This window comes from Pseudomonas lactucae, from assembly GCF_036688725.1.
Lineage (GTDB): Bacteria > Pseudomonadota > Gammaproteobacteria > Pseudomonadales > Pseudomonadaceae > Aquipseudomonas > Aquipseudomonas lactucae.
On record NZ_JAQQPT010000002.1, the window covers coordinates 116,145 to 131,918 of the forward strand.

The 15,774-nt window shown below is 62.8% G+C and carries 18 protein-coding genes; 14 read left to right on the forward strand and 4 right to left on the reverse strand.

Translation table 11 applies throughout. The features are described from left to right. Positions 1-40: 40 nt before the first annotated feature. The 3 genes from V6M90_RS02295 to hpaA form a co-directional block, all read right to left on the reverse strand. Positions 41-1,033, reverse strand: coding sequence for a helix-turn-helix domain-containing protein (locus V6M90_RS02295; RefSeq protein ID WP_042945679.1), 993 nt, complete (start codon positions 1,031-1,033; stop codon positions 41-43). A gap of 163 nt (positions 1,034-1,196) precedes the next feature. Then, on the reverse strand, positions 1,197-1,619 hold the full coding sequence (gene hpaR / locus V6M90_RS02300) for a homoprotocatechuate degradation operon regulator HpaR (RefSeq protein WP_003173226.1): 423 nt from the start codon (positions 1,617-1,619) through the stop codon (positions 1,197-1,199). Positions 1,620-1,791: 172 nt separating this feature from the next. Then, positions 1,792-2,697: a 4-hydroxyphenylacetate catabolism regulatory protein HpaA gene (gene hpaA / locus V6M90_RS02305; RefSeq protein WP_003173224.1), complete on the reverse strand. Its 906-nt coding sequence runs from the start codon at positions 2,695-2,697 to the stop codon at positions 1,792-1,794. A gap of 170 nt (positions 2,698-2,867) precedes the next feature. Here hpaA and V6M90_RS02310 point away from each other — a divergent pair, with 170 nt between their 5' ends. From V6M90_RS02310 to hpaI, 8 genes are all read left to right on the forward strand, one after another. Continuing rightward, positions 2,868-3,527, forward strand: coding sequence for a fumarylacetoacetate hydrolase family protein (locus tag V6M90_RS02310; RefSeq protein WP_003173223.1), 660 nt, complete (start codon positions 2,868-2,870; stop codon positions 3,525-3,527). Between the two features lie 11 nt (positions 3,528-3,538). Beyond that, positions 3,539-4,309, forward strand: a complete 771-nt coding sequence (locus V6M90_RS02315) for a fumarylacetoacetate hydrolase family protein (protein ID WP_003173222.1) — start codon at positions 3,539-3,541, stop codon at positions 4,307-4,309. Between the two features lie 5 nt (positions 4,310-4,314). Then, positions 4,315-5,775: a 5-carboxymethyl-2-hydroxymuconate semialdehyde dehydrogenase gene (gene hpaE / locus V6M90_RS02320; RefSeq protein ID WP_003173221.1), complete on the forward strand. Its 1,461-nt coding sequence runs from the start codon at positions 4,315-4,317 to the stop codon at positions 5,773-5,775. A gap of 47 nt (positions 5,776-5,822) precedes the next feature. After that, the gene (hpaD, locus tag V6M90_RS02325) at positions 5,823-6,680 is read left to right on the forward strand and encodes a 3,4-dihydroxyphenylacetate 2,3-dioxygenase (protein ID WP_003173220.1); all 858 of its coding nucleotides are present in this window, start codon (positions 5,823-5,825) and stop codon (positions 6,678-6,680) included. A gap of 98 nt (positions 6,681-6,778) precedes the next feature. Beyond that, on the forward strand, positions 6,779-7,171 hold the full coding sequence (locus V6M90_RS02330; protein WP_003173219.1) for a 5-carboxymethyl-2-hydroxymuconate Delta-isomerase: 393 nt from the start codon (positions 6,779-6,781) through the stop codon (positions 7,169-7,171). A 51-nt stretch (positions 7,172-7,222) separates the two neighbouring features. Beyond that, entirely contained in the window at positions 7,223-8,527 is a 1,305-nt protein-coding gene (locus V6M90_RS02335) for an MFS transporter (protein WP_332846014.1), read from the forward strand. A gap of 12 nt (positions 8,528-8,539) precedes the next feature. Beyond that, entirely contained in the window at positions 8,540-9,343 is an 804-nt protein-coding gene (gene hpaH, locus V6M90_RS02340; RefSeq protein ID WP_003173217.1) for a 2-oxo-hept-4-ene-1,7-dioate hydratase, read from the forward strand. A 15-nt stretch (positions 9,344-9,358) separates the two neighbouring features. Next, a complete protein-coding gene (hpaI, locus tag V6M90_RS02345) occupies positions 9,359-10,162 on the forward strand; it encodes a 4-hydroxy-2-oxoheptanedioate aldolase (RefSeq protein ID WP_141064161.1) in 804 nt (267 codons plus the stop codon). Between the two features lie 78 nt (positions 10,163-10,240). On the opposite strand, the gene hpaR (V6M90_RS02350) is transcribed toward hpaI, so the two are convergent. Further along, positions 10,241-10,663, reverse strand: coding sequence for a homoprotocatechuate degradation operon regulator HpaR (gene hpaR / locus V6M90_RS02350; protein ID WP_332846015.1), 423 nt, complete (start codon positions 10,661-10,663; stop codon positions 10,241-10,243). A 230-nt stretch (positions 10,664-10,893) separates the two neighbouring features. Here hpaR (V6M90_RS02350) and V6M90_RS02355 point away from each other — a divergent pair, with 230 nt between their 5' ends. The 6 genes from V6M90_RS02355 (at position 10,894) to V6M90_RS02380 (ending at position 15,770) form a co-directional block, all read left to right on the forward strand. Continuing rightward, positions 10,894-12,192: an NAD(P)/FAD-dependent oxidoreductase gene (locus V6M90_RS02355; RefSeq protein ID WP_332846016.1), complete on the forward strand. Its 1,299-nt coding sequence runs from the start codon at positions 10,894-10,896 to the stop codon at positions 12,190-12,192. 32 nt (positions 12,193-12,224) lie between these two features. Beyond that, positions 12,225-12,590 carry a cupin domain-containing protein gene (locus V6M90_RS02360; RefSeq protein ID WP_003173212.1) on the forward strand — a complete coding sequence of 122 codons (366 nt, stop codon included), beginning with the start codon at positions 12,225-12,227 and terminating at the stop codon, positions 12,588-12,590. Positions 12,591-12,647: 57 nt separating this feature from the next. Beyond that, complete coding sequence (locus tag V6M90_RS02365) at positions 12,648-13,307, forward strand: response regulator transcription factor (protein WP_332846017.1); 660 nt, start codon at positions 12,648-12,650, stop codon at positions 13,305-13,307. A gap of 85 nt (positions 13,308-13,392) precedes the next feature. Next, a complete protein-coding gene (locus V6M90_RS02370; protein WP_042944494.1) occupies positions 13,393-14,214 on the forward strand; it encodes a molybdenum cofactor biosynthesis F family protein in 822 nt (273 codons plus the stop codon). Further along, positions 14,207-15,007, forward strand: coding sequence for an SDR family NAD(P)-dependent oxidoreductase (locus V6M90_RS02375; RefSeq protein ID WP_332846018.1), 801 nt, complete (start codon positions 14,207-14,209; stop codon positions 15,005-15,007). Before V6M90_RS02370 ends, V6M90_RS02375 begins: the two co-directional genes overlap by 8 nt. Further along, complete coding sequence (locus V6M90_RS02380) at positions 15,000-15,770, forward strand: SDR family oxidoreductase (protein ID WP_003173208.1); 771 nt, start codon at positions 15,000-15,002, stop codon at positions 15,768-15,770. Before V6M90_RS02375 ends, V6M90_RS02380 begins: the two co-directional genes overlap by 8 nt. The last annotated feature ends 4 nt before the right edge of the window (positions 15,771-15,774 follow it).

The window sequence follows — 15,774 nt, forward strand, 5'->3', positions numbered from 1 at the left end:
GCCATCCTAGTAATCAGCGCCGCGAGCGGGTTATCCGTTTTCAGCAGAGTTGCGCACGTCGCAGGGTCTGCGAAGGGCTTTCGCCAAACATGGTGCGGTAATCGCCCGAGAACCGGCTCAGATGCCAGAACCCCCAGCGTGCCGCCACTTCCTGTACGCCCTGGGACTGCGTGCTCGTACGCAGTTCGCGGCGCACCGCATTGAGGCGCAATGCGCGCAAATACGCCACTGGGTTGATGCCCAGGGTTTCCTGGAAACAGTACTGGAGTTTGCGCCGGCTGGCGCCGATGTGGTTGCACAGGTCGAGGATCGACAACGGTTCGTCGAGGTGGCTCAGCGCATATTCGCGCGCGCGGTCGACCATCCTTTTACGCGCGGTGGGGTTGAGGGGCGGCGCTTGATCCGGCGCAATCAGTTCCAGCACGTGCACCATCACCGTGTCGCGTATGCCGCGGCGGATCGAGTCGTGCCCGAGCAGCGCATCACGCCCCTGGTCGCAGCCCGCCAGCGCCTCGAACAATGCCGCGAGTGCATGTTGCACAGGCGAGTCGCCCAAGCGGTAACACTTGGGAAGATCGGTAATTCGAAAAGCGCTGCCCTGGCGCTCCAGCACATGTTCCAGCACGTGCTCGTCGATTGCCACACTGAGCAGATCCAGGTGCTGGGGCGTGTGCAGCTCGGGCAGGTTGTGCCCGTGGGCAACCAACAGGCTGGGCTCGTGAATCGGATGCCCGGCGCAGTACACCGGGCCGTGCGCACTCAACGGCAAACTGAAGGTGATTGCGCCGTCCCAGGCCGTTCCGCTTTTGATCATGGCTTGATTAGAGCGGTCGCGAGCCAGTTGCATCCAGTCCGAACGGAACGCGATCAGCTCGCCTTCAAAGGCGCCCGGCGAGAGCTGATCGTAGCGAACCTGCCAGCCCTGCATGTTCCGGGCGTGCTCATCGATATCGCTCGTGAAAAAATGCTGCAGGGATGACGTCGACCGAACCTGCTTGGAAACCGCAGTCACCCGCTCATTATTGTTGTTCATGGACCCGACCTTTTTGAGTTGCAAGGCTTACGGGTCATCTACAAGGCAAGTTCCATTCCGGACTCAGGACCGGTCATGCAGTTGTGCCGAAAACGGATAGCGCAAGGAGCGCCTGCATGCCGCCAGCGGGCAAATACGTTCACCTGTTAATGAGTTTTACGCATCAAGGCTTTATATTCTTCAGCTCGTTGAGCAGGCTCAGCAGCTGCTCCATTTTTTCCGCGCCAAACTGCTCTTCGATCTTGCGGTAGTTGCTTTCCATGCCTTCACTCATCGACACGAAGCACTGCTGGCCGCGCTCGGTGAGGCCGACGAACACGCGTCGCTGGTCCTGGCTGGACTTCTGCCGACGCACCAGGCCATCGCGCTCCAGACGACTGAGCACACCGGTCATGCTCGGCTTGAGGATGCACGCCTGCTGGGCAAGTTGATGGCTTTCCAGCTCGCCCTGCTGGCGCAGGATGCGAATCACCCGCCATTGCTGTTCGGTCAGTTCATGTTTGTTCAGGGCCGGCCGAAAAAACGCCATCGCGGCTTCACGGGCTTGCAGCAGGATCAGGGTCAGCGAAGGTCTGGGGTTGGCCATATCGGCACCACGTGGATGAACGAGTCGGCAGCTTAGTGTCGCCGCCCGGCGCACGCAAGCCTGTGAAAAGTGCAATCGGTTCCGCGTAAAAGCCATTCTGTCCAAGCGCCGCGCTGGTCATGCTGATCGCTATAAGATCAACAACACCAAGGCGCAACGGCCCATGCCTGGCTCAACGCAAACCCAATTGCCGCTGGCGATACTCCCCCGGAGTGAGCTGTGCGTAGCGCTGGAAAAACCGACTGAAATAGGCCGGATCCTTGAACCCGAGCTGATAGCAGATTTCGTTGGCGGAGCTTCCGGTGAACAGCAGCAGGCGTTTGGCCTCCTGCATCAGGCGTTCCAGGATCAGGCGCTTGGACGGCAGGTCGGCGATGCGTCGGCACACATCGTTGAGTCGCGCCTCGGTCACGCCGATGCCTTGCGCATACCGCGACAACGGCCAGTGCTGCAGGTAGTGCGCTTCGATCAGCTCGTTGAAACGGTGGAAGATCTTCAGGTCTTCGTGCCGCGCCGGGGTGGCTTTCAACGAATGGGAGCACAGTCGCAACAGGCTGACCATGATCAAGCGCGTCAAGCTGTCCAGGGCAGCGCCATGCCCTGGGCGCTGGGCGTCCACCTCTTCGCTCAATTCGTCGAACAGAAAATCCAGCCGGCGTATTTCACCCGCGTTGTGCGGCCCCAAATGCGCCAGCGCGACACACGCCGCCGGCAGCTGCGCCCCGGCCGGTGCCAGGCTGGGGTCGGTCTCGATCAATTGCCAGACCAGTTGCTGGCGTACCGTCAACACGTGCCCGTCACTGTCGGCCTCGGTCACAAAAGCGTGCGGCACGGTGGGCGGCGTGAGGAAAAACATCGGCCCGGACTCGACGTACTGCTGGTCGTCCAGGTACACGCGCACCGTGCCGCTCTTGACGTAGTGCACCTGGAAGAACCGGTCGTGCCGGTGCACCGGCATGTTGCGCCCGAAGAAACCCGCCAGGTTGGCCAGCCGGTCGTAATGCACCTGCGCGTCGCTGTAGCGCTGGTCGTACACCTGGCCGATGTTGATGTTCGGGATCGGTTGACGGTCGGTCATCGCACGCTGCTCGTTTTTATTGTGATTGCCGTGGTGCTCATCCTGCACCGAATCGCGCAGCGCAACCACCGGGAAGAAAGTCTGCCACGCTTGACGATAGTTAACATCTTAATTATAACTGTTAACACATTAACAAAAATCGGAGCCCCATGGCTCTGCCAGGAGAAAGCATGAGCCGTGCCTTGCATGACGTCGCCACCGGCACCCTGTTCGCAGTCGCACTGAACTACCAGGGGCTGCTCAAACAGCGCCTCGCCGAATTCGAACAGCCGCCGTATCAAAAGCCGCCGGTCAAACCGGTGCTGTTTATCAAGACGCCCAACACGCGCAATCAGCACGGCGCCGCAGTGGTGCATCCAGGCCAGGGCGAACGCTTGCAACCCGGCCCGGCGCTGGGTGTGGTGATGGGCAAGAGCGCCAGCCGCGTGAGCGCGGCCGACGCCCTCGATTACGTGGCCGGCTACACCATCGTCAATGAATTCAGCCTGCCGGAAGACAGCTACTACCGCCCTGCCGTCAAAGCCAAATGCCGTGACGGTTTTTGTGCGGTCGGGCCCGAGTTGATCCCCGCCGCGCAGATCAAAGACCCGCACGGCCTGGCGATCACGCTGTACGTCAACGGTGAGATTCGCCAGCAGAACACCACCGCCAACCTGGTGCGCAACATTCCTTTGCTGATCGCCGAAATCAGCGAGTTCATGACCCTGCACGCCGGTGACGTGCTGATCACCGGCACCCCGGAAGGTCGCGTCGACGTGCAGCCGGGCGACACCCTTGAAGTTGAAATCAGCGGTTTGGGCCGCCTCGCCAACCACGTCGTGGCCGAGTAACAGGAGCTTGTATGAAACACGCCCGCATCCAGTTTGAAGGCGAAGTCCACCTCGCCCATGTCGAAGACAACAACGCCGTGCGCCTGGCCGATGGTCGGCTGCTGGCCGAAGACCAGGTGCAGTGGCTGCCACCGGCCACCGGCAGCATGTTCGCCCTGGGCCTGAACTACGCCGACCACGCCGCCGAACTGGCGTTCAAGCCGCCCACCGAGCCGCTGGCCTTCATCAAATCCCCCGGCACCTATACCGGCCACAACCAGGTGACCTGGCGCCCGGATAACGTCGCCTACATGCACTACGAGTGCGAACTGGTGGCCGTCATCGGCAAGCCGGCGCGCAACGTCAAGCGCGAACACGCCCTGGACTATGTGGCCGGCTACACGGTGTGCAACGACTACGCCATTCGTGACTACCTGGAAAACTACTACCGCCCCAACCTGCGCGTGAAAAACCGCGACGCCACCACACCGGTCGGCCCGTGGATCGTCGATGTGGCCGATGTGCCCGACCCGAGCAACCTGAAGCTGCGCACCTGGATCAACGGTGAACTGCGCCAGGAAGGCAGCACAAAGGACATGATTTTCGACATCCCCTACCTGATCGAATACCTGTCCGGCTTCATGACCCTGCAACCCGGCGACATGATCGCCACCGGCACACCCGAAGGTCTCGCGGATGTGGTGCCGGGCGATGAAGTGGTGGTGGAAGTCGAAGGCGTGGGTCGCCTGGTCAATCGAATTGTCAGCGAAGCGGCGTTCTTCAACGCCCGTACAGAGGCTTGAGCAGCATGATCAAACATTGGATCAACGGCCGTGAGGTCGAAAGCAAAGACGTGTTCGTCAACTACAACCCGGCCACCGGCGAAGCCATCGGTGAAGTCGCCAGCGGCGGCGCAGAAGAGGTGGCGCAGGCCGTGGCGGCGGCCAAGGAAGCCTTTCCGAAGTGGGCCGGCACACCCGCCAAGGAACGTGCGCGCCTGATGCGCAAACTCGGCGAGCTGATCGAACAGAACGTGCCGCGCCTGGCCGAACTGGAAACCCTCGACACCGGCCTGCCGATTCACCAGACCAAAAACGTGTTGATCCCACGCGCCTCGCACAACTTCGATTTTTTTGCCGAAGTCTGCACGCGCATGGACGGGCACAGTTACCCGGTCGATGACCAGATGCTCAACTACACCCTGTACCAACCCGTAGGCGTGTGCGCGCTGGTCTCGCCGTGGAACGTGCCGTTCATGACGGCCACCTGGAAGACCGCGCCGTGCCTGGCGCTGGGCAATACCGCCGTGCTGAAGATGTCCGAGCTGTCACCGCTGACCGCCAACGAACTGGGGCGCCTGGCCGTCGAAGCCGGCATCCCCAACGGCGTGTTGAACGTGATCCAGGGTTACGGCGCCACCGCCGGCGATGCGCTGGTGCGCCATCCGGACGTGCGCGCGATTTCCTTCACCGGCGGCACCGCCACCGGCAAGAAGATCATGCAGACCGCGGGCCTGAAAAAGTATTCCATGGAACTGGGCGGCAAGTCGCCGGTGCTGATCTTCGAAGACGCCGACCTGGAACGCGCCCTCGACGCGGCACTGTTCACGATTTTCTCGCTCAACGGCGAACGTTGCACCGCCGGCAGCCGGATCTTTATCCAGGAAAGCGTTTACCCGCAGTTCGTGGCTGAGTTCGCCGCGCGCGCCAAACGCCTGATCGTCGGCGACCCGCAAGACCCGAAGACCCAGGTCGGCTCGATGATCACCCAGGCGCACTACGACAAGGTCACCGGCTACATCAAGATCGGCCTCGAAGAAGGCGCCACCCTCCTCGCCGGTGGCCTGGAGCGCCCGGCCAACCTGGCGGCGCACTTGAGCAAAGGGCAGTTCATCCAGCCGACGGTATTTGCCGATGTGAACAACAACATGCGCATCGCCCAGGAAGAAATCTTCGGCCCGGTGGTGTGCCTGATTCCATTCAAGGACGAAGCCTGCGCCCTGCAATTAGCCAACGATACCGAATACGGTCTGGCGTCCTACATCTGGACCCAGGACATCGGCAAGGCGCATCGTCTGGCCTATGGCATCGAAGCCGGCATGGTGTTCATCAACAGCCAGAACGTGCGCGACCTGCGCCAGCCATTCGGCGGGGTGAAAGGTTCCGGCACCGGCCGTGAAGGCGGCCAATACAGCTTCGAGGTGTTCGCCGAGATCAAGAACGTGTGCATCTCGATGGGCAGCCATCACATTCCACGCTGGGGCGTCTGAGCAACACCAAAATCCCCTAAGACAACAACAATTTCAGGAGAATCATCATGGGCGAAGTCGTCCTGGCCGCGAAAATCTGCCACGTCCCCTCGATGTATTTGTCGGAGCTGCCCGGCAAACACCATGGCTGCCGTGAGGCGGCGATTGCCGGCCACAAGGAAATCGGCCGGCGTGCCCGCGAACTGGGCGCCGATACCGCCGTGGTGTTCGATGTGCACTGGCTGGTCAACAGCGCCTATCACGTCAACAGCGGCGAGCACTTCAAGGGTATCTACACCAGCAACGAACTGCCGCACTTCATCAAGAACATGGAGTACGAGTACCCGGGCTGCCCGGAGCTGGGCGAGCTGATCGCGCTGGAGGCCAACGCGGCCGACGTGCGCACCCTGGCCCACAACATTCCGAGCCTGGAGCTGGAATACGGCACCCTGGTGCCGATGCGCTACATGCACATGGGCGTGCCGGACGATCAAAAATTCAACGTGGTGTCGATTGCCGCCTGGTGCGCCTGGCATCGTCTGCAAGACAGCTTCACCTTCGGCGCCGCCGTGCGCCGCGCCATCGAAAAGAGCGACCGCAAAGTCGTGGTGCTGGCCTCCGGCTCGCTGTCGCACCGCTTCTCCGATGACCGCAATGCCGAAGCCAATATCCATAACTGGACGCGCGAGTTCGACAAACAGGTCGACCTGCACGTGGTGGAGCTGTGGCGCCAGGGTCGCTGGAAAGAGTTCTGCGCCATGCTCCCCGACTACGCCGAGCACTGCTTTGGCGAAGGCAAGATGCACGACACCGCCATGCTGTTGGGGTTGCTCGGCGGGCAGGAGTACGCCAAGCCCGCCGAGATCATCACCGAACCCTTCGGCAGCTCGGGCACCGGGCAGATCAACGCCATTTTCCCGGTATGAACAAGAACAGCTACACGCTTCAAGCCGCAAGCTACAAGCCGATCACGCTCACTTGCCGCTTGAACCTGCCGCTAAAAGCTACCGACGCAGGAGGCTCCATGCCCCACTTCATCGCTGAGTACACCGACAACCTTGAACAGCAGGCGGACCTGCCGGGCCTGTTCGAAAAAGTCCACGCCACCCTGGGCGAGAGCGGCGTGTTCCCGCTGGGCGGCATCCGCAGCCGCGGCGTGCGCCTGGACACCTGGCGCATGGCCGACGGCAAGCATGACTATGCCTTCGTGCACATGACCCTCAAGGTCGGTCATGGCCGTGACCTGGCAACCCGGCAGAAGGTCGCCGAAAAACTCTTCGAGGTGATCACCGCGCACTTCGCCGAGCTGCAAGCCCAACGCCTGCTGGCCTTGTCGTTTGAAATGGTCGAACTGCACGAGCAGCTCAATTTCAAGCAGAACAATGTGCACGCCTTCCTTAAGGCGCAGGTGAGTTAACCCGCCCTGCCCGTTCGTTCCATCGGCCTCTCAGACAAAAAGTATAAAACCATGAGCACAGCCAATACCGCCGACACCCTTGCGAGCGTCGTCCGCGACCGCACCCACAGCGCCATCACCTGGCGGCTGATGCCGCTGTTGCTGATCTGCTACCTGTTCGCCCACCTCGACCGCATCAACATCGGCTTCGCCAAGATGCAGATGAGCGCCGACCTCAATTTCAGCGACACCGTCTATGGCTTCGGTGCCGGTCTGTTCTTCATCGCCTACGCGCTGTTCGGCGTACCGAGCAACATGGCCCTGGACCATGTTGGCCCGCGACGCTGGATCGCCACGCTGATGGTGGTGTGGGGCGCGCTGTCGACCTGCATGTTCCTGGTCGACAGCGCGACGGGCTTCTATGTGCTGCGCTTTTTGCTCGGGGTGGCCGAAGCGGGTTTCTTTCCGGGCATCCTGGTGTTCCTGAACCGCTGGTACCCGGCCGGTCGGCGTGCACAAATCACTGCCTTGTTTGCGATAGCGGTGCCCATGGCCGGGGTGATCGGCGGACCGCTCTCGGGCGGCATCCTTGAGCACTTTCATGACCTGGGCGGCCTGCGCGGCTGGCAGTGGATGTTTGTGATCGAGGGTGCGCCGGTCATCCTGCTCGGGCTGGTGGTGCTCAAATGCCTGCCGGACAGTTTCGAGCGTGTCACCTGGCTGACACCTGCACAAAAGCAACAATTGCGCGAGCAACTGCACAGCGAAGAACAGCGCAAATCCATCACCTCGTTCTCCGCCATTCTGCACAACCGGCAAGTGTGGCTGTTGGTGGCGATGTATTTCGCGGTGATGCTGGCGGTCAATACCCTGGCGTTCTGGATGCCGACGCTGATCCACGGCGCCGGGGTCGGCAGCGACGGCAAGGTCGGCCTGCTCAGTGCGGTGCCGTACCTGGCCGGGTGCTTTTTCATGATCGGCTGCGGGCGCTCGTCCGATCGCCACCGCGAACGCCGCTGGCACCTGTGCGTGCCGTTATTGATGTCGGCGGGCGGCATTGCCATCGCCGGGCTCGCCCCCACCAACCCGACCCTGGTGCTGGGCGGCCTGATCATCGCCGGCATGGGCGCCAGCGCGGCGCTGCCGATGTTCTGGCAACTGCCCCCGGCGTTCCTGTCCAACCACACCCAGGCCGCCGGCATTGCCTTGATCAGTTCCTTCGGCAGCATCGCTTCGTTCTTCGCGCCCTACCTGATCGGCTGGATGCGCGATACCACCCACAGCGCCAGCCTGGCCCTCTACGCCCTGGCATTGCTCATTGCACTCGGTGGCGCGCTGGTGCTGCGCACCCAGGCGGCCATCGTCAACCCTCACTGAGAGACCCTTGTCATGCTCGATCAACAGCTTATCCAGCAAGCCGCCGCCCGCCTCGACCAGGCGGAACGTTCACGGGAACAGGTGCGCCAGTTCTCCCTGGAACACCCGGCAATCACCCTTGACGACGCCTACGCCATCCAGCGCGCGTGGGTCGCCCAGAAAATCAAGGACGGGCGCAAGCTGGTCGGTCACAAGATCGGCCTGACTTCACGCGCCATGCAGGTGTCTTCCAACATCACCGAGCCGGATTACGGTGCGCTGCTCGATGACATGTTCTTCGACGAAGGCACCGACATCCCCTTCGAGCGTTTTATCGTGCCGCGGGTGGAGGTCGAGTTGGCGTTCATCCTGGGCAAGCCGTTGAAAGGCCCGAATGTGACCGTGTTCGACGTGCTCGATGCCACCGAATGGGTGATCCCGGCGCTGGAAATCATCGATGCGCGCATCCAGCAGGTCGACCCGCATACCCAGGCGACCCGCAAGGTGTTCGACACCATTTCCGATAATGCGGCCAACGCCGGCGTGGTGATGGGCGGGCGCGCCGTGCGCCCCACCGAGATCGACCTGCGCAAGGTGCCCGCCGTGCTCTACCGCAATGGCGTGATCGAAGAATCCGGCGTGTCGGCCGCCGTGCTCAACCACCCGGCCAAGGGCGTGGCCTGGCTCGCCAATAAGCTGGCCGCCTATGACGTGACCCTGCAACCGGGGCAGATCATTCTCGGCGGTTCCTTCACCCGCCCGGTGGCGGCCAACCCCGGCGATACCTTCCATGTCGACTACGACATGCTCGGCTCGATTGCCTGTCGTTTTGTGTAAACGGAGGACGGCTCGATGGATATGCCTGTGAACACCTTCAAACAACGCCTGCGCAGCGGCGAAGCCCAGATCGGCCTGTGGCTGGGACTGGCCGATGCCTACTGCGCGGAACTGGCCGCCAACGCCGGCTTCGATTGGCTACTGATCGACGGCGAACATGCGCCCAACGACCTGCGCGGCATGCTCGGCCAACTCCAGGCCGTGGCGCCCTACCCCAGCCATCCGGTGATTCGCCCGGTCATCGGCGATACGGCCTTGATCAAGCAAGTGCTCGACATCGGCGCACAGACGTTGCTGGTGCCCATGGTCGAGAGCGCCGCGCAGGCGCAGGCACTGGTGAGCGCCATCCACTACCCGCCCAAGGGGGTGCGCGGCGTCGGCAGTGCGCTGGCACGCGCATCGCGCTGGAACAGCATCGCCGGGTACCTCGACAAGGCCGATGAGCAGATGTGCCTGCTGGTGCAGATCGAAAACCGCGAAGGCCTGGCCAATCTGGATGCAATCGCGGCCGTGGAAGGCGTCGACGGCGTGTTCATCGGGCCGGCCGACCTGAGCGCCTCGATGGGCCATCGCGGCAACCCAGGGCATCCCGAGGTGCAGGCGGCGATCGAAGACGCCATCGCACGCATCCGCCAAGCCGGCAAGGCCGCCGGCATTCTGAGCGCCGACCCGGCGTTGGCGCGGCGTTACATTGAGTTGGGCGCGGCGTTCGTCGCCGTGGGCGTGGACACCACGGTGCTGATGCGTGGGCTGCAAAGCCTGGCGGCGGCGTTCAAGGGTTCAGCGGCGCCGGCCAGCGCGGCGGGGGCTATCTACTAGAGAGTGCAAATGAAAAGCGACCCGTGGCGAGGGAGCTCCCTCTCCACAGCAAGTCCCCTCAACAGGTGCAGCGTCGACTCAGCGCCTCAGGGTTTTCAGCTCATTGAGCAAACCCAGAAGCGTCTGCAACTTCTCCTCGCCGAACCCCGCCTGCAAACGCTGATAATTGGCCTCCATGCACTGGCTCATCGAAGCGAAACTGGCCTGCCCCTTCTCCGCCAGCCGCACCAGTACGCGCCGCTGATCCTGGTGCGCCTTGCGCCGCTCCACCATCCCCGCCGCCTCCATGCGCACCAGCACCCCGGTCATGCTCGGCTTGAGGATGCAGGCCAATTCAGCCAGGCGATTGATCTCCAGCTCTTGATGCTGGCTCAGGATCCGAATGACCCGCCATTGCTGTTCGGTCAATCCATGCTGGTTAAGCGAGGGACGAAAAAACCCCATGGCGGCTTCCCGCGCATGGAGCAAGCTGAGGGTCAAGGATTGGCGCAATTGAGGCATATAAAGTCGGCGTCGTATTTAGTTAACAGATTAACAACATTCTAGCATCGGCACCTGTTCTCCGTGTGCAGCTTTACCCCTACGCAGGTTTCAGTGGCAGCCACGGTCAAGCGCGGCGGCACACAGAATCAAGACACCTACCGCTCGGAAGGCACTTAATAGCACCCAACAGGCACAGAGCTTCAACCCGGCTCTGCAGTGAGTTCTCCTTCACTTTTCCAGGCTGCGCCATGATCACTCTCGAAACGCCGACCTACTACTCGGCAACCAAGAAATACAACCTCAGCTTCCCGACCCTCGAACAGGACGTGGACGCCGACGTGGTGGTGATTGGTGGCGGTTTCTCCGGCATCAACACCGCGCTGGAACTGGCGGAAAAAGGCATCACCAACATCGTGGTGCTTGAAGCGCGTTACCTGGGTTTCGGCGGTACGGGCCGCAACGGTGGGCAGATCATGGCGGGCATCGGCCATGACCTGGAGAAGATCAAACAGCAAGTCGGCGACGAAGGCCTGCGCCAGATCTTTGAAATCAGCGAGCTGGGCGCCGGCATCATCAAGGACCGCATCGCCAAATACTCCATCGACGCCGACTTCCGCCACGGCTACGGCTACATGGGCTTCAACGCCCGCCAGGAAAAGACCCTGCGCGCCTGGGAGAAAGACTTCAAGTCGATCAACACCAAGGATGAAATCCGCTTCATGGCGGGCTCCGAGGTCAAGCAGATCATCGGCTCCGATGCCTACAGCAGCGCGTTGCTGCACATGGGCGGCGGGCATGTGCACTCACTCAACCTGCTGCTGGGCGAAGCCAAGGCGCTGGCCGGGCATGGGGTGCGCATCTTCGAGCACAGCCCTGCCCTGGAAGTCAGCTATGGCGAGCGCATCACCGTGCGCACCGGCCGTGGCTCGGTCAAGGCCGCCAAGTTGCTGTGGGCCTGTGACAGTTTCCTCAACAAGCTTGAACCGGAGTTGCACAAGACCACCGTCAACACCTATGCCTTCCAGTTGATGACCGAACCGCTGTCGGACGAGGTGATCAACCGCATCAGCCCGATACGCGGCGCCTACAGCGACATTCGCCCGGTGATCGACTACTACCGCGTCACCAACGAAAACCGCCTGTTGTTCGGCGCCGCCACGCCTTTCGTCGAACACATCCCGCTGGACCTCAAGGCCTGGAACCGCAACCTGATGCTGAAAATCTTCCCGTACCTCAAGGACGTGAAGATCGACCTGGCCTGGGGCGGGCCGATGGCGACCGGAGCCAACCTGTTCCCGCAAATCGGCACGCTCAGCGGTCGCCCCAACGCCTTTTACGTGCAGGGTTACGCCGGCTTCGGCGTCACGCCCAGCCATATCATCTGCAAGGTTCTGGCCGAGGGCATGAGCGAAGGCTCTTCGCGCTATGACCTGATCAGTTCGGTCAAGCACGCGCAAATCCTCGGCAAGGACCATATCCGCCCACTGCTGCTCACCGCCGGCAAAAGCCTTCATCAACTGTCGGGCTACTTCAACGGTCGCCGTTGAGCCCCCGCTGTTTCATTCACAGGAGAACCGCCATGCCCGTTACCCCCCTGAAAAAAGATATTCAATTATCGGACCTCGACGCCTGGGGCACCGTTGCCGACCTTGGCTCCGAGATCCTTGAAGGCGAGGTCAAGGCCTTCGGCAAGATGACCTTCGGCGCCCCGACCGACCCGGTCAGCAGCGCCTATTTCGGCACCACCCAGGGCAAGTTCCGCATGATCTACCCATTCGCCGAACAGGCCACCGTGGTCACCGGCGAAGTGGTGCTGACCGACGAAAGCACCGGCCAGAGCACCCGCTACAAGGCCGGCGACAGCTGGTTCGTGACCAAGGGCACGCCGGTGCTGTGGGACGTGGTCAGCGAAAGCTTCGTGAAGCATTATTTTGCGGTAGTCTGATCGCTCCTGGCTGCCGGCGTGTGCCGGCAGCGTTTTTTCTGGCGCAGGTAACCGACCATGCACGCCATCCCCGCCCAGGAAGTCGCCGGCCATTGCCTGCAGGCTTTCACCCAACTCGTACCCGCCAGCCAGGCGGCGTTCTATTGCGTCGACCGCCACCTGCAAGCCCGCGACTTCAGGCTGCTGGGCATGAGCGGTGAGATGCACCGCGATTACCTGGACAACTACCGCCAATTCGACCCCTTGCAACCGCGCAACTGCCTGTCCACCGGGCTGGCCGTGGTGCCGCTGGGGTTGGCCATGGCCAGGCAGCCGCTGCGTGACAGCCGCCGCTACCGCGACTTCCTCGCGCGCTACGGGGTCGTCGATGTGGTGGAGATCGTCGCCCATCGCGCCGACCAGCCCAAGGCCGCCATCTCGCTGCTGCGCACGGCTGAACAAGGGGTGTTCACCCTCGACCAACTGGCCCAGTTGAATGCCTTGCAGGTGATGCTGCAAATGGCCGTGGCCAACATGCAACCGGCTGACGACGGGTTGGCCGGGCTCACGCCCAAGGAGCGCCAGATCGCCTGGCTGCTTCGCCAGGGCGCGAGCAACAAACAACTGGCCCAGGCGCTGGATGTTGGCCTGCCCACCATCAAGACCCACCTGATTCATCTGTTTCGCAAAACAGGCGTCAGCAGCCGCACCGAGCTGGTGGCCGCGCTGTTTCTTTAAGCGGGGTCAACCATTCGGTTGATAGGCGCACGCCCCTTCCCGCCGCATGCTCCGGGTTGTCAATTCAACCCACTGGAGCCATGCAATGACCACCCCATCCGACTGGATCACCGTAGGCGCCCTTGCCGACGGTTTTGCCCCTGAAGCCTTTATCCTACCCAACCTGGCCGACCTCAACGGCAAGACCTTCACGCTGCACTTCGCCAATGGCTGGCAGATCGAGCACCGCTTTGAAACCGATACGCTGCACTGGAACGCCACCGATGGACACTCCAGCGGTTCGGCCGCCTACCGCGCCACCTCGGTGCGTCCGGGCCTGTACCTGGTCGACTTTATCAAGCACGAGGCCGGGCAAGCCTGGTCGATCAGCCTGGTGCTGGATACCGCCACGTCGTCGTTCACCGCCGTGATCGGCAGCATGCCGAACCGCGAACAAACCGAGCAAGGCCTCTACAGCCGCGCCCTGGCCGGCAAGGCCCTGACCTCGGTGGACGTGGAATTTCTGCATGGCAGCCTGAATCAACCCTGGCAGGCCGGCCAGTGCCCGCACGCGCCGACCCAGGAGCTGACCGGGTTGCGCAACCTGTATCGCTACAGCCCCAGCGAAGTCTACGAGCACATCTACCTCAACGATCAGTTCTATTCCTGGCAGTGCCTCAAGGGTGTCGAACAGGGCCTGTGCGATACCGACCGCTGCCACTACTACAAGATTGCCGACCAGCTGTACCTGTTCGTCTGGCGCGAAAAGATCATCCCCACCCTCGGGCTGGTACTGATCGACCTGCAACAGCACCGCAGCGACGGCAAGATCTTCGGCTATGCCGGTGCGTCCTTCGATGAGCTGTCGAACTTTCCGGTCAGCTCCTACTGCCAGGTCCTCAACCATACGGAGTATCCCGATGCCTGATCCCCGTACCGTGGTCATCACCGGTGCCGGCACGGGCATCGGTGCCGCCTGTGCACGGCTGTACGCCGCCGAGGGCGCCAACCTGGTGCTGATCGGCCGGCGTCGCGAGCCATTGGAGCAGGTCGCCGCGCAAACCGGTGGCCTGGTGCTGGTTGGCGACGCGGCCTGCGCGGACTCCTGGGACCGCTTCGTTGCACAGATTCATGCGCGCTACGGCCGGCTCGATGTGCTGCTGGCCTGTGCCGGCGGGCATGGCGTGGGCAGCGCCAGCCAAACCAGCCCGTCCACCTGGGAAGCGGCGTTGCGCAGCAACCTGGACAGCGCGTTCTACAGCGCCCGCGCCTGCCTGCCGCTGCTGATCGAGAGCGCCGGCTGCATTGTGCTGCTGGGCTCCATCGCCTCGTTGGCCGCCGGGCCCGAAGTGTGTGGCTACACCACAGCCAAACACGCGCTGCTCGGGCTTAACCGCTCCCTGGCGCGGGACTATGGGCCACGCGGTGTGCGAGTGAATGCCGTGTGTCCGGGCTGGGTCACCACGCCGATGGCCGACGCGGAGATGCAGCCGCTGATGAGCTTCCACGGCGATACGCTGCAGCAGGCGTATGCCCGCGTCTGCGCCGACGTACCGTTGCGGCGTCCCGCCAGCGCCGAAGAAATCGCCAAGGTCTGCCGCTTCCTGGCAGGCCCCGACGCCTCGATCATCACCGGCGCCAGCCTGGTCGCCGACGGTGGTTCGAGCATCGTCGACGTGCCGACCCTGGCCTATGCCCATATGGAGCAGTCCCATGTCTGAAGACCTCGATTTCAGCGGCAAAAGCGTGCTGGTCACCGGTGGCGCGCAAGGTATCGGCCGAGCCATCGTCGAAGCGTTTGCGCTGCGTGGCGCGCGCGTGATGATCGTTGACCTGCGTCGGGCGCAAGCCCAGGCGTTGGCCGACGAATTGGGCGGGCGCGGGTGCCGGGTCGAGGCCATCGAACTCGACCTGGCCGATGCGACGGCGGTGTTCGACGGGGTCAAGGGCATCGAGCGCGACTGGGGGCGCCTGGATATCCTGGTGCACAACGCCGGCTATTTTCCGTTGACGGCGTTCGAGCAGATCACCCCGGCCCTGCTGGAGCGTACGCTGGCGGTCAACCTTTGCGCGCTGTTCTGGCTGACCCAGGCCGCCTTGCCGATGTTTCAGCGTCAAGGCGGCGGTTGTGTACTGGCCACCTCGTCGGTCACCGGGCCACGGGTCGCCTATCCGGGGCTCAGCCACTACGCCGCGTCCAAGGCCGGGGTCAACGGTTTTATCCGCAATGCCGCGCTGGAACTGGCCGGCGATCGGGTAAGGGTCAACGGTGTGGAGCCAGGAATGATTGCCACGCCGGCCATGGGCAACCTGGGCGATGATCAGGTCAACGCCGACATCGCCAACCGCGTGCCACTGGGCCGCCTCGGCGCGCCGGAGGACATTGCCGGGGCCATGCTGTTTCTGGCCTCGGACCTGGCGGGCTACATCACCGGGCAGACCATCATTGTGGATGGCGGGTCGACGTTGCCCGAGGTGAAGTAAGGTC